Source organism: Ensifer adhaerens, from assembly GCF_028993555.1.
Taxonomy (GTDB): domain Bacteria; phylum Pseudomonadota; class Alphaproteobacteria; order Rhizobiales; family Rhizobiaceae; genus Ensifer; species Ensifer adhaerens_I.
The window spans coordinates 3,574,290-3,587,251 of sequence record NZ_CP118610.1 but is presented as its reverse complement, the minus strand read 5'-3'; the positions used below and the strand labels follow the sequence as shown (position 1 = coordinate 3,587,251).

Below are 12,962 nucleotides of genomic sequence, written 5' to 3'. Positions count from 1 at the left end.
CGGCTCAGGTCCAGCTTGCAAAGAAGCCAGGGCCGGCCTTGGCGCGGATCTCCTCGCCTGCCTTCTTGCCGAGCGCTTCGGCGTCGGTGGTCCTGCCTTCGATCGTGACGCGATGGTACGTCTGGCCATCGGGCGTGAGGATCATGCCGGAAAAATTGAGATGGGTGCCATCCGACGTCGCGAGACCGGCAATCGGCGTGCGGCAGGAGCCGTCGAGGGTCGCAAGGAAGCCGCGCTCGCAGGTGACGGCTTCGTGGGTGCGCGGATCGTCGATGGCGGCAAGCAGATCGTTGATGCGGCGGTCGCCGATCCGGCTTTCGATGCAGATCGCGCCCTGTGCCGGGGCGGGGGGGAAATCCGTAGGGTCGAGCAGTTCGGTCGGAACGTCGGTCATGCCGAGCCGCTTCAGCCCGGCATAGGCGAGCAGCGTCGCATCCACCTGGCCCTCGGCGAGTTTTCTCAGCCGCGTTTCCACCTGGCCGCGATAGGTAATGACATTGATATCCGGGCGAAGCCGGCGGATCAGCGCCTGGCGACGCAGCGACGATGAACCGACGGTCACGCCTTCAGGCAGTTCCATCAGCTTGCGCGCCGTGCGGCCGATGAAGGCGTCGCGGATATCCTCGCGCGGCAGGAAGGCGGAAAGACAGAGCCCATCGGGCAGCTTCGTCGGCATGTCCTTGGATGAATGCACGGCGAAATCGAGCTCGCCCGAGAGCAACTGCTGCTCGATCTCTTCGGTGAACAGGCCCTTGCCGCCGATCTCGGCAAGCGAGCGGTCGGTGATCCGGTCGCCCTTGGTCGAGAGGATGATCACCTCGAACATTTCCGGCGCCAGACCATGCGCCGCTGCGAGACGATCGCGCGTTTCATGGGCCTGGGCGAGCGCCAGCGGGCTGCCGCGCGTGCCGATCCGGAAAGGTTTTGTTTGCATCAAAGGCTATCCATTGTTACCGGAGTTCCGTGTACCCACCTTTCGGTGCGACCGCAATCTTTGAGTAGTTCCTGATGTCTCCGCCCCTGCGCATCCTCGGCATAGAAACAAGCTGCGACGAAACCGCCGCTTCCGTCATTTTGCGCGATTCCGACGGCAAGGGCCACATTCTTGGCGACGTTGTTCTCAGCCAGCTGGAAGAGCATAGCGCCTATGGCGGCGTGGTTCCGGAGATCGCGGCGCGCGCCCATGTCGAGGCGCTCGATACGCTGATCGAGGAGGCGCTCTTGCGCGCCGACGTGACGCTTTCCGACATCGATGCCATAGCTGCGACAAGTGGTCCCGGTCTGATCGGGGGGCTGATTGTCGGCTTGATGACCGGCAAGGCGATCGCGCGGGCAACCGGCAAACCGCTCTATGCCGTCAACCATCTCGAAGGCCACGCGTTGACGGCGCGGCTGACCGACGGGCTTTCCTTTCCTTACTTGATGCTGCTCGTTTCCGGCGGCCATACGCAGCTCATCCTCGTCAAGGGTGTTGGCGAATACGAACGCTGGGGCACGACGATCGACGATGCTCTCGGCGAGGCCTTCGACAAGACGGCGAAGCTGCTCGGTCTTCCCTATCCGGGTGGCCCGGCGGTGGAGCGTGCGGCGCTCGCCGGCGATCCGCAGCGTTTCGATTTTCCACGCCCGCTCGTCGGCGATGCCCGGCTTGATTTCTCGTTTTCGGGGCTGAAGACGGCGGTGCGTCAGGCGGCGCAATCACTGGAGCCGGTGACGGAGCAGGATATCGCCGATATCTGCGCCTCCTTCCAACGGGCGATCTCGCGCACGCTGAAGGATCGCGTCGGTCGCGGGCTGAAGCGCTTCAAGGCGGAACACGCCGGCGTGGCGCGCCCTGCTTTGGTGGTTGCCGGTGGCGTTGCGGCCAACCAGGTGCTGCGTTCGACGCTGCAGACCTTGTGCGCGCAGTCAGGCTTCGAGTTCATCGCACCGCCGCTTTCGCTCTGCACCGACAACGCGGCGATGATCGCCTGGGCCGGTGCCGAACGGCTGGCGGCGGGCATGGCCGCCGATGGCCTCGATGTCGCGCCGCGCTCGCGCTGGCCGCTCGACGCGCAAGCGCAGGCACTGCTGGGCTCCGGCAAGCGCGGCGCCAAGGCATGATCGCCAGAATATGACGGATAGAGGAATGAACGACACCTCCAAGATCGGGCCGAAAATCGTCGTGGTCGGCGCTGGCGCCTTCGGTACCGCCCTGGCTGCAGTCGCGGCTTCCGCCGAAGGCAGCGACGTGACGCTGCTTGCCCGCCGCCAGGAGATCGCCGAAGCGTGCCGCAATACGGGTCGCAACGAGGATGCCCTGCCGGGCATCGACCTGCCCCCGAGGCTGAAACATACGGCTGATGTCTCGGTTCTCACCGATGCCGAAGTCGTGCTTTTTGCCATGCCATCCCAGGCGCATCGCGATGCAGCACGGCAATATGGCCCGCAGATCAATGCTGACGCTACGATCGTCACCTGCGCCAAGGGCATGGAGCAGGCGACCGGTCGGCTGCTGACCGACGTGCTGGCGGAGGAACTGCCCGGCCATGCGATCGGTGTGCTCTCCGGCCCTGGTTTTGCCGCCGATATCGCCAAGGGGCTGCCGACCGCCATGGTGGTCGCCGCGGCCGATGCGGAGACCGCGACGATGCTTGCCGAGGTGCTTTCCGGCCCGACCTTCCGCCTCTACCCGTCGCACGATCGTATCGGCGTGCAGCTCGGTGGTGCGCTCAAGAACGTGCTGGCAATTGCCTGCGGCATCGTCGAGGGGGCCGGTCTCGGCGACAGCGCCCGCGCCGCGCTGATCTCGCGTGGCCTTGCAGAGATGTCTCGCTTCATTGTCGCGGAGGGTGGTGAGGCCGATACGGTGCGTGGTCTCTCGGGCCTCGGCGATCTCGTGCTCACGGCCACCAGCCACCAGTCGCGCAACCTGCGCTTCGGCATCGCGCTCGGCCAGAACGGCCGCGCCGATGGGCGCAAGGGCGAGCTGGTCGAAGGCGCCTTTGCGGCTTCCGTCGCCGCGCGCGTTGCCCATGATCTCGGCGTTGAAATGCCGATCACCGAAGCGGTGGCCGCGATCATCGATGGCAAGCTCGATGTTCGCACCGCACTTGAACAATTGATGACACGCCCGATCACCCAGGAATGAAGAGGCAGCGGGATTAATGCGGTCTGCGCTCGCATTCCGTGCCAAACGACAACTTCAGGAGGAAGCATGCTCTTCGCACTTCATTGCACCGACAAGCCAGGCGCCCTGCAGCTCCGGCTCGATACGCGCCCCGATCATGTCGCATATCTTAACGATCTCAATGCCAAGGGTATCCTCAAGATGGCAGGGCCGTTTCTCGGCGATGATGGCAAGCCGACCGGCAGCCTGGTGATCGTCAAGGCCGAGACCATGGACGAGGCCCGTGCTTTCGCCGGAGCGGATCCCTATGCCAAGGCGGGTCTTTTCTCCAATGTCGAGATCAAGGCCTTCAACTGGGTCTTCAACAATCCGGAGGCCTGAGACGCGATGGCGCATTGGCTCTACAAATCCGAACCGTTCAAGTGGTCCTGGCAGATGCAGAAGGACGCTGGTGCCAAGGGCACCGAATGGACCGGCGTGCGCAACTATCTGGCGCGCAACAACATGCGGTCGATGCAGATCGGCGACAAGGGCTTCTTCTACCACTCGAACGAAGGCCTGGAGATCGTCGGCATCACCGAGGTCTGCGCTCTCTCCCATCCGGATTCGACCGCCGAGGGTGACGCCCGCTGGGACTGCGTCGATATCCGCGCCGTGGCCGACATGCCGCGCCCGGTGACGCTGAAGGAGATCAAGGACAATCCGAAGCTCGCCAAGATGTCGCTCGTCACCTCCATGCGCCTGTCGGTGCAGCCGGTGACCGAGGACGAGTGGATCGAAGTCTGCCGTATGGGCGGGCTCGACAATCCGCCGCGCTAGCGGTCCGAGTGGCGCCTGGACCTTCGGGCAGGCGCGGAGAATTTCGTGAAGACCGATCCGGAAAGCTTCATCCTCGAAAACACTGACGTGCTCTCGCCGCCACATGTGCCGGAAATCCGCCTGCATCTGGCGACCGAGGCGCATGAGCTCTGGCTGAAGACGGAGGAAGAATTGCAGGAGATCGGCCTGCCGCCGCCGTTCTGGGCTTTTGCCTGGGCCGGCGGGCAAGGGCTTGCCCGCTATATCCTTGATCATCCCGAGATGGTGCGCGGCAGACAGGTCGTCGACTTCGCCTCCGGCTCCGGTCTCGTGGCAATCGCCGCGATGAAGGCGGGGGCGGCATCGGTACTTGCCGCCGATATCGATCCCTGGGCGGAAACGGCGGTCCGGCTCAATGCCGACCTCAATGGGGTCGCTCTTTCCTATACGGGCGAGGATGTGACCGGCCGCGATCTTGAGGCCGATGTCTATCTCGCCGGCGACGTCTTTTACGACAAGGCCTTTGCCGATCAATTGAAGCCGTGGTTTTTTGACCTGGTGGCCAAGGGGGCGACGGTGATCGTCGGCGATCCCGGGCGCTCCTATTGCCCGCGCGAGATAATGACGGCCCTTGCCAGCTACGAAGTCCCCGTGACCCGGGCGCTGGAAGACAGCGAAGTCAAGCGCACGACCGTCTGGCGCTTCGGCACTGTTGCAGGCGATTGACTGCCCAAAGGCCTTCGATCCCAATTCCCACAAGAGCGGGGGGAATGAACATGGCATTTACGGGTATGAACTATCCGGCGGTGCTGATCGCCGCGATCACGGCGTTCGTCATCGGCGCGATCTACTAAGGCCTTCTCGGCAAACCCTGGATGAAGGCTGCGCGCATCGATCCCGCGGCGACGAAAATGTCGCCGGTTCTCTTTGCCACCTCCTTCGTGTCGGAATTGGTGATGGCGACCATGGTCGCCGGTGTCGTTAGGCATTTGGGGCCGGGCGCGGTCGCGCTCGCCAACGGCGTCGTCTCGGCCTTCTTCCTCTGGCTCGGCTTCATCGCGACGATGCTCGTCGCCAACCACGGCTTCGGCTGGGACCTGTCGCTGATCGACGGCGGACACTGGCTCTTGGCGTTGCTGGCAATGGGCGCGATCATCGGCGCCATGGGCGCGTCGGGCGATCCGGCCGGCAGCGCCGTGACTAACGCCGGATCACGCAGACGCCGTGTTCGTAAGTGCAGGAGCCGTTCATCGTCTGCGGCGTGACATTGATGATCTTGCCGCGTTTGTTTTGCGGCGGCGCTTCGGACTGCCCCTCGTCGGCATAGCCGTAGTCGCCTTCCTGGTTGAAATAGATGCCGTTGCCGAGGTCGATATAGGCGGATATGCCGCCGCCATAGGCGCCGAGGCCCGGAATGCTGTCCGGAAACCCGTCATCGCCATAGTAGCCCTGGCGATAGTTGCGGCGCTGTCCACCGGATGTCCAGATCTCGCGGCCGGCCCTGTCGCGAACCCATCCGCCGCCGCTTCCCCAGCGTTCGACATAGGGGCCGGCATAGGGGCGATACTGCGGGAGGCGAACATGCCGCGTGCGTGTCTCGACTCCCGGCAGTCCGTTGGCGATGTCCGTGCGACCACCGTGGCGACGGCCCCCCGATGTCCAGATGTCGTTGCCTGCCCTGTCACGGACCCATCCGCCGCGATGCTCCCAGCGTCCAGCGTAGGGGCCGGGATAGGGGCGATATCGGGGGAAGCGAACGTGCCGGGTGCGGGTGTTCACTTCCGGTGGACCATTGTTGCCCGCCCAGTCACGACGGGGGATGCGATTGCGGTTCCAGCCGTTGCGGTAGCTCATGCCGCCGAACTCGAAGCCGCGCCCCGGGTGACCTTGATACATGCGGACATGGTTGGTTCGCGTCTGAACGCCGCGTGCTCCGCCCCAGTCACGGGCCTCCAGGGGCATGCAGGTCGTGGCGATGACCAGGCCGGCGAGCGCCAGCACTTTGGTCGCATGGATTGCCTTGAACAGAGTCATTCTGTTCGCCCTCCGGATGACACTTAACAATTGGTTAAGATCACTCTCGCCCACTTTCGCGGGAAAGTCACGGAATTGCTTGGCTTTTTGCTGCTATCGTTAACGGATGCGCATGTCTCCGGCAGGCTGAAAAATGGCGCAATTCGTCTAATCGATTAAATTGATTTTGCACTGCAAACACACTTGTCGTTAAGCATTATGGTGATTAAAGGTCCGAAGGACTGAATTGCGCACAATCAGGTGCGATACCGGACTAAAATCGTCCACTTTTAGGGCGTAAATCCGGGCATTTCCGTGAGGTTCCGATGACGGATGTCACAAGAAGCCGGCCGCTGTCGCCGCATCTTCAAATCTATAAGCCGATCCCGACGATGGTGATGTCCATTGTGCACCGCATCACCGGCGGCGCGCTCTACTTCGGCACTATCCTCGTTGCCTGGTGGTTGATCGCCGCTGCGTCGGGTGAGGCCTACTACGACTGGGTGAGCTGGCTGTTTGGCACGCTGATCGGCAAGCTGGTGCTCTTTGGCTATACCTGGGCGCTGGTGCACCACATGCTCGGTGGCCTGCGCCATTTCATGTGGGATCTCGGCTACGGCTACGAGAAGCACTTCGCCACCAAGATGGCGAAGGCGACGATCATCGGTTCGGTGGCGCTGACGCTGCTGATCTGGGTGGTCGGCTATCTCGTCCGCTAACTGAGAGGAAAGTCACCCATGGATATGCGCACACCTCTCGGCAAGGTCCGCGGTCTCGGTTCCGCCAAGGAAGGCACCGATCACTTCTGGCGCCAGCGCCTGACGGCGGTCGCCAACGTTCCGCTGCTAATCTTCTTCGTCATCTTCCTCGTTCGCTACGCCGGCGCGCCCTATGCGGATGTCGTCGCCGCGCTTGCGAACCCCTTCGTTGCCGTCGTCATGGCACTTGTCGTGCTCTCGGGCCTCATCCACATGCGGCTCGGCATGCAGGTGATCATCGAAGACTACGTGCATGGCGAAGGCATGAAGATTGCTCTTCTCATGCTCAATACGTTTTTCACGATCGCGGTTGGCGGGCTCTGTCTCTTCGCCATCCTGAAGATCGCTTTTGCAGGGTAATTTCGCCATGGCATCGAACAGTTCACCCGCTGCAAACGGCAAGGCCTATCAATATGTCGACCACGCCTTCGACGTCGTCGTCGTGGGTGCCGGCGGCGCCGGTCTGCGCGCGACCCTCGGCATGGCCGAGCAGGGTCTGAAGACCGCCTGCATCACCAAGGTCTTCCCCACCCGCTCGCACACGGTTGCCGCCCAGGGCGGCATCGCCGCATCGCTGCAGAACATGACGCCGGACAGCTGGCAGTGGCACCTCTATGACACCGTCAAGGGTTCCGACTGGCTCGGCGACGTCGACGCCATGCAGTATCTCGCCATGGAAGCGCCGAAGGCGGTCTATGAGCTCGAGCATTACGGCGTGCCGTTTTCGCGCAACGCCGAAGGCAAGATCTACCAGCGGCCGTTCGGCGGCCACATGCAGAACTACGGCGAAGGTCCACCGGTGCAGCGCACCTGTGCGGCTGCCGACCGTACCGGCCACGCCATCCTGCACACGCTCTATGGCCAGTCGCTCAAGAACAATGCCGAGTTCTTCATCGAGTACTTCGCGCTCGACCTGATCATGTCGGATGACGGGCGCTGCACCGGCGTCGTTGCCTGGAACCTCGACGACGGCACGATCCATCGCTTCTCCGCCAAGATGGTGGTGCTGGCGACCGGCGGCTACGGCCGCGCCTATTTCTCGGCGACCTCGGCGCACACCTGCACCGGCGACGGTGGCGGCATGATCGCGCGCGCCGGCCTGCCACTGCAGGACATGGAGTTCGTCCAGTTCCACCCGACCGGCATCTACGGCGCGGGCTGCCTGATCACCGAAGGTGCACGTGGCGAAGGCGGATATCTCGTCAACTCCGAAGGCGAGCGCTTCATGGAGCGCTATGCGCCGTCGGCCAAGGATCTCGCCTCGCGTGACGTCGTTTCGCGCTGCATGACAATGGAAATCCGCGAAGGCCGCGGCGTCGGCAAGAACAAGGACCACATCTTCCTGCACCTGGATCATCTGGATCCGGCCGTGCTGCACGAACGCCTGCCGGGCATCTCGGAATCGGCGAAGATCTTCGCCGGCGTCGACGTGACGCGCGAGCCGATCCCGGTTCTGCCGACGGTGCACTACAACATGGGCGGTGTTCCGACCAACTACTGGGGCGAAGTCTTGAACGCCGACGCCCAAAACCCGGAGCGCATCGCGCCCGGCCTGATGGCGGTCGGCGAAGCCGGCTGCGCCTCGGTGCACGGCGCCAACCGTCTCGGCTCCAACTCGCTGATCGACCTCGTTGTCTTCGGCCGCGCCGCTGCCATCCGCGCCGGTCAGGTGATCGACCGCAACGAGGCGGTGCCGGAGCTTAACAAGGCTGCCTGTGACCGGATCATGGACCGCTTCGACCGCCTGCGTAACGCCAATGGCTCGACGCCGACGGCGGTGCTGCGCGAAAAGATGCAGCGCGCCATGCAGGAAGACGCGGCCGTGTTCCGCACCCAGGAATCGCTGGAATCGGGCTGCAAGCGCATCTCGGCGATCTGGAAGGAACTGCCCGACATCAAGGTCACCGACCGCTCGATGATCTGGAACTCCGACCTCGTTGAGACGCTGGAACTCGAAAACCTCATGGCCAATGCCATCACGACGATCTACGGCGCCGAAGCGCGCAAGGAGAGCCGTGGTTCGCACGCCCGCGAGGACTTCACCGAAGGCGCGCTCGGCGGCCGCGACGACGTCAACTGGCGCAAGCACACGCTTGCCTGGGTCAACGAAGCCGGCGACGTCAAGCTCGACTACCGCCCTGTTCATACCGACCTGATCGCCGACGGCATCGATCCCAAGAAGATCGAGCCGAAGGCCCGCGTCTATTGATCTTGAGGAACAAGCCAAATGGTTGAACTCGCTCTCCCCAAGAATTCGCAGATGACGGAAGGCAAGGTCTGGCCGAAGCCGCAGGGCGCGACCAACGTTCGCGAATACCGCATCTACCGCTGGAACCCGGATGACGGCGCCAATCCGCGCATCGATACCTTCTACATCGATGTCGACGATTGCGGCCCGATGGTGCTCGACGGTCTGCTCTACATCAAGAACAAGATCGACCCGACGCTGACCTTGCGCCGCTCCTGCCGCGAAGGCATCTGCGGCTCCTGCGCCATGAACATCGACGGCACCAACACGCTCGCCTGCACCAAGGGCATGGACGAGGTGAAGGGCGCGGTGAAGGTCTATCCGCTGCCGCATATGCCCGTCGTCAAGGATCTGGTTCCTGACCTTACCAACTTCTACGCCCAGCACCGCTCGATCGAGCCCTGGCTGAAGACGGTTTCGCCGACGCCGGCGAAGGAATGGAAGCAGAGCCACGAGGACCGCCTGAAGCTCGACGGCCTCTACGAGTGCATTCTCTGCGCCTGCTGCTCGACCTCCTGTCCGAGCTATTGGTGGAACGGCGACCGCTACCTCGGTCCGGCCGTGCTGCTGCAGGCCTATCGCTGGCTGATCGACTCCAGAGACGAAGCGACCGGCGAGCGTCTCGACAATCTCGAGGACCCCTTCCGCCTCTACCGCTGCCACACGATCATGAACTGCGCCCAGGCCTGTCCGAAGGGTCTGAATCCGGCAAAGGCGATCGGCGAAATCAAGAAGATGCTGGTCGAACGCCGCGTCTGACCGGCGGAATTGGAAACGAAGTTCAGAAGACGGCGGGCCATGGCTCGCCGTTTTCTTTTTGATAAACGGCGATCGACAATTTTTGATTGTGCCACGATTGCAAGGCCTGCTCATTGGCGGCGTGGCGGCGATCGCCCCGAGTGGGCGTCTTGCGGTGGGGCTGTCAGGACGTTTCAATCCTGCAACAGGTCGCAAGGATTCGTCGTCCCTTGATTTGTCAGGTGGATTTGCTGTATTTCGGCCTATATTATCGCGTTGCATCATGGTTCGCGGACACGAACAGGAGTAGGGATATGCGGGTTATTCATGCGGCGGCGGGGCTGGCAGTTGTGCTTGCGCTGACCGGATGCCAACGGACGTCGATGGGCGGTTTCAGCTCCCAGGACGCTTCACCCGCTCCCATCCAGGCTGCACCGGTTCCCTCGGTTTCGTCGAACCAACTTCCGGCGCCGACCGGCAACACCTCACAATTCCCGGCTGCACCGACGAACGGTACGGTGACCCCCGGTACGGTACAGCAGCCCGGCACCCAGGTCGCTGCAGCGGCGGGTGGTGGCCTCGACGTCACCAAGGAATCGATGGTCGGCAACTGGCGCGTATCGAGCGCCGGCAGTTCCTGCGACATGTTCCTGACGCTTACCAATCTCGGTTCCGGCTCGCGCGGCGGTACGCGTGGCTGCGCCGGCGAGCTGACGACCATGGGCTCCTGGGAAGTGGCAGGCAAGCAGGTGGTGCTCAAGGACCGCAGCGGCAATGCCATCGCTCGTCTCTACAAGACGGCCGATGCCCGTTTCGACGGCTCGACCAATGGCGGCCAGCCGGTCAGCCTCAGCCGCTGACGCTTATCCAGCCCGGTCTTGCGCCGGGCTTTTGTTTTCCGGCTCCTCTCGGGTGAGACGTGCTCAATCCTGACGACAGTATCTACCGCAAGCTCGAAGCGCTCGTTGCGAACGGCGAGCGCAAGCGTGACCCGGCGCAGTTTACGATTGCGCGGCGCTTCGATCATCTTTCGGCCGAGCTGCTGGCCAGCCGCCCGTCGCGCAAGACCAATGCGCTTGGCTGGCTGTTTGCCTCGCGCAAGAAGGATCACCCTCCGGTCAAGGGGCTCTACATCCATGGGGGTGTCGGCCGCGGCAAGACCATGCTGATGGACCTGTTTTTCGATACGGTGCCGATCCAGCGCAAGCGCCGCGCGCACTTTCATGAATTCATGGCCGATGTGCACGAGCGCATCTACAAGCATCGCCAGAAGCTGAAGAACGGTGAGACGAAGCAAGCCGATCCGATCCCGCCCGTCGCCTCGGAGCTTTTCGGCGAGGCGCGACTGCTCTGCTTCGACGAATTCTCCGTCACCGACATCGCCGACGCGATGATCCTCGGGCGTCTCTTTGGCGAGCTTTTCGCCAAGGGGTGCGTGCTCGTCGCCACGTCGAACGTGGCGCCGAACGATCTCTATCGCGACGGTCTCAACCGCGGCCTGTTCCTGCCCTTCATCGATCTGCTCAAGGCGAATGCCGAGGTCATCTCGCTGGATACGGATACGGATTACCGGCTGACGAAGACCGACGGCAGCCCGGTGTGGCTGTCACCGCTCGGCCCGGAGGCGGATGCGGCGATGGCGCGCGCCTGGGCAAGCGAGACCCGCAATGCCCCCTTTGCCCCGGCCGAAGTGCCGCGCAAGGGCCGCAAGATTCCCGTGCCGGCGGCATCCGGCAAGAGTGCCCGCTTTGCCTTCGCCGACCTTTGCCAGCAGCCGCTGGGCGCTGCCGACTACCTTGCCATTCTCGAGCGCTATTCGACGATCTTTGTCGATCACGTGCCGCATCTCGGCCCGCATATGCGCAACGAGACCAAGCGCTTCATCCTCCTGGTCGACACCCTCTACGACAATGGGGCCAGATTGTTCGCTTCGGCCGCGGCCGAGCCGCAGGATCTTCTGACCCAGAAAAAGGGCACGGAGGGCTTCGAGTTCGACCGTACGGTTTCGCGTCTGATCGAGATGCAGAGCGAGGAATATGCCGCAGAGCACCCCGCCAATCGTGCTGTTTCATGACGCAGTTGTGACGTAAATTCTTACGTTTACGTAAGAATTTTATGATCTAACCGATTGAAATTCCTTCACCAAAAAGTATCGATTGATATTTTAACGATTGCCGTTTAATGGCTTCCGCGAAGGTTTGGCGTTTGCCGCGTTTCAGGCCTCGATCATATTGGGATCACAAAGGAAGCACTTTCATGGCTCGCAACAAGATCGCACTTATCGGTTCAGGGATGATTGGTGGCACGCTGGCGCATCTCGCCGGCCTGAAGGAACTGGGTGACATCGTCCTCTTCGACATCGCCGACGGCATCCCGCAGGGCAAGGGCCTCGACATTGGCCAGTCCTCGCCGGTCGAAGGCTTCGACGTGAACCTGACCGGTGCCAGCGATTACGCCGCCATCGAAGGCGCCGATGTCTGCATCGTCACCGCCGGCGTGGCCCGCAAGCCGGGCATGAGCCGCGACGATCTTCTCGGCATCAACCTCAAGGTCATGGAACAGGTCGGCGCGGGCATCAAGAAATATGCTCCGAACGCCTTCGTTATCTGCATCACCAACCCGCTCGACGCCATGGTCTGGGCGCTGCAGAAGTTCTCGGGCCTGCCGAAGAACAAGGTCGTCGGCATGGCCGGCGTTCTCGACAGCGCGCGCTTCCGCCTGTTCCTTTCCCAGGAATTCAACGTTTCGGTCCAGGACGTCACCGCCTTCGTTCTCGGCGGTCACGGCGACACCATGGTGCCGCTCGCCCGTTACTCGACGGTTGCCGGCATTCCGCTGACCGATCTCGTCCAGATGGGCTGGGTCACCAAGGAGCGTCTCGAAGAGATCATCCAGCGCACCCGTGACGGCGGCGCCGAAATCGTCGGCCTCTTGAAGACCGGCTCGGCCTACTACGCTCCGGCCGCCTCGGCGATCGAAATGGCTGAAGCCTACCTCAAGGACAAGAAGCGCGTTCTGCCCTGCGCCGCTCATCTGACCGGCCAGTACGGCGTCAAGGACATGTATGTCGGCGTTCCGACCGTCATTGGCGCCGGCGGTGTCGAGCGCATCATCGAGATCGATCTCAACAAGGCCGAGAAGGAGGCGTTCGACAAGTCGGTCGCTTCGGTCGCCGGTCTTTGCGAAGCCTGCATCGGCATTGCGCCGAGCCTGAAGCAGTAATCGCCTCCCGTCGGGCAGACGCTTGGATCTGCTCGACCTCTTTGTTTTTGCCGCATTGGTGCGGGTAGGTGCCTTA

The 12,962-nt window shown here is 62.9% G+C and carries 15 protein-coding genes; 13 read left to right on the top strand and 2 right to left on the bottom strand.

Annotated features, from left to right (window positions below):
- Positions 1 to 4: 4 nt before the first annotated feature.
- Positions 5 to 934 (bottom strand): hydroxymethylbilane synthase, encoded by a 930-nt coding sequence (gene hemC / locus PWG15_RS17350; protein WP_275021762.1) that lies wholly within the window; start codon positions 932 to 934, stop codon positions 5 to 7.
- A 74-nt stretch (positions 935 to 1,008) separates the two neighbouring features.
- On the opposite strand from hemC, the gene tsaD reads away from it, so the two are divergent.
- From tsaD to PWG15_RS17320, 6 genes are all read left to right on the top strand, one after another.
- Complete coding sequence (gene tsaD, locus PWG15_RS17345) at positions 1,009 to 2,103, top strand: tRNA (adenosine(37)-N6)-threonylcarbamoyltransferase complex transferase subunit TsaD (protein WP_275021761.1); 1,095 nt, start codon at positions 1,009 to 1,011, stop codon at positions 2,101 to 2,103.
- Between the two features lie 25 nt (positions 2,104 to 2,128).
- The gene (locus tag PWG15_RS17340) at positions 2,129 to 3,130 is read left to right on the top strand and encodes an NAD(P)H-dependent glycerol-3-phosphate dehydrogenase (RefSeq protein WP_275021760.1); all 1,002 of its coding nucleotides are present in this window, start codon (positions 2,129 to 2,131) and stop codon (positions 3,128 to 3,130) included.
- A gap of 66 nt (positions 3,131 to 3,196) precedes the next feature.
- Positions 3,197 to 3,490, top strand: a complete 294-nt coding sequence (locus tag PWG15_RS17335; protein ID WP_275021759.1) for a YciI-like protein — start codon at positions 3,197 to 3,199, stop codon at positions 3,488 to 3,490.
- A gap of 6 nt (positions 3,491 to 3,496) precedes the next feature.
- Complete coding sequence (locus tag PWG15_RS17330; protein ID WP_275021758.1) at positions 3,497 to 3,928, top strand: EVE domain-containing protein; 432 nt, start codon at positions 3,497 to 3,499, stop codon at positions 3,926 to 3,928.
- 45 nt (positions 3,929 to 3,973) lie between these two features.
- Entirely contained in the window at positions 3,974 to 4,633 is a 660-nt protein-coding gene (locus PWG15_RS17325) for a class I SAM-dependent methyltransferase (RefSeq protein ID WP_275021757.1), read from the top strand.
- A gap of 149 nt (positions 4,634 to 4,782) precedes the next feature.
- On the top strand, positions 4,783 to 5,172 hold the full coding sequence (locus PWG15_RS17320; protein WP_342457043.1) for a DUF1761 domain-containing protein: 390 nt from the start codon (positions 4,783 to 4,785) through the stop codon (positions 5,170 to 5,172).
- On the opposite strand, the gene PWG15_RS17315 is transcribed toward PWG15_RS17320, so the two are convergent.
- Entirely contained in the window at positions 5,108 to 5,941 is an 834-nt protein-coding gene (locus PWG15_RS17315; protein ID WP_275021756.1) for a hypothetical protein, read from the bottom strand. The two genes, PWG15_RS17320 and PWG15_RS17315, sit on opposite strands and share 65 nt — an antisense overlap.
- 305 nt (positions 5,942 to 6,246) lie before the next feature.
- On the opposite strand from PWG15_RS17315, the gene sdhC reads away from it, so the two are divergent.
- The 7 genes from sdhC to mdh all read left to right on the top strand — a co-directional run bounded on the left by sdhC (position 6,247) and on the right by mdh (position 12,886).
- The gene (sdhC, locus tag PWG15_RS17310) at positions 6,247 to 6,639 is read left to right on the top strand and encodes a succinate dehydrogenase, cytochrome b556 subunit (protein WP_275021755.1); all 393 of its coding nucleotides are present in this window, start codon (positions 6,247 to 6,249) and stop codon (positions 6,637 to 6,639) included.
- Between the two features lie 18 nt (positions 6,640 to 6,657).
- The gene (sdhD, locus tag PWG15_RS17305) at positions 6,658 to 7,038 is read left to right on the top strand and encodes a succinate dehydrogenase, hydrophobic membrane anchor protein (protein ID WP_275021754.1); all 381 of its coding nucleotides are present in this window, start codon (positions 6,658 to 6,660) and stop codon (positions 7,036 to 7,038) included.
- A gap of 7 nt (positions 7,039 to 7,045) precedes the next feature.
- Positions 7,046 to 8,887 carry a succinate dehydrogenase flavoprotein subunit gene (sdhA, locus tag PWG15_RS17300; protein WP_275021753.1) on the top strand — a complete coding sequence of 614 codons (1,842 nt, stop codon included), beginning with the start codon at positions 7,046 to 7,048 and terminating at the stop codon, positions 8,885 to 8,887.
- A gap of 18 nt (positions 8,888 to 8,905) precedes the next feature.
- Positions 8,906 to 9,685, top strand: a complete 780-nt coding sequence (locus PWG15_RS17295; RefSeq protein WP_065374169.1) for a succinate dehydrogenase iron-sulfur subunit — start codon at positions 8,906 to 8,908, stop codon at positions 9,683 to 9,685.
- 293 nt (positions 9,686 to 9,978) lie between these two features.
- Complete coding sequence (locus PWG15_RS17290) at positions 9,979 to 10,524, top strand: protease inhibitor Inh/omp19 family protein (RefSeq protein ID WP_275021752.1); 546 nt, start codon at positions 9,979 to 9,981, stop codon at positions 10,522 to 10,524.
- A gap of 59 nt (positions 10,525 to 10,583) precedes the next feature.
- Positions 10,584 to 11,738 carry a cell division protein ZapE gene (gene zapE, locus PWG15_RS17285; RefSeq protein WP_275021751.1) on the top strand — a complete coding sequence of 385 codons (1,155 nt, stop codon included), beginning with the start codon at positions 10,584 to 10,586 and terminating at the stop codon, positions 11,736 to 11,738.
- 182 nt (positions 11,739 to 11,920) lie between these two features.
- Positions 11,921 to 12,886, top strand: coding sequence for a malate dehydrogenase (gene mdh / locus PWG15_RS17280; protein WP_065774031.1), 966 nt, complete (start codon positions 11,921 to 11,923; stop codon positions 12,884 to 12,886).
- Positions 12,887 to 12,962: the final 76 nt, after the last annotated feature.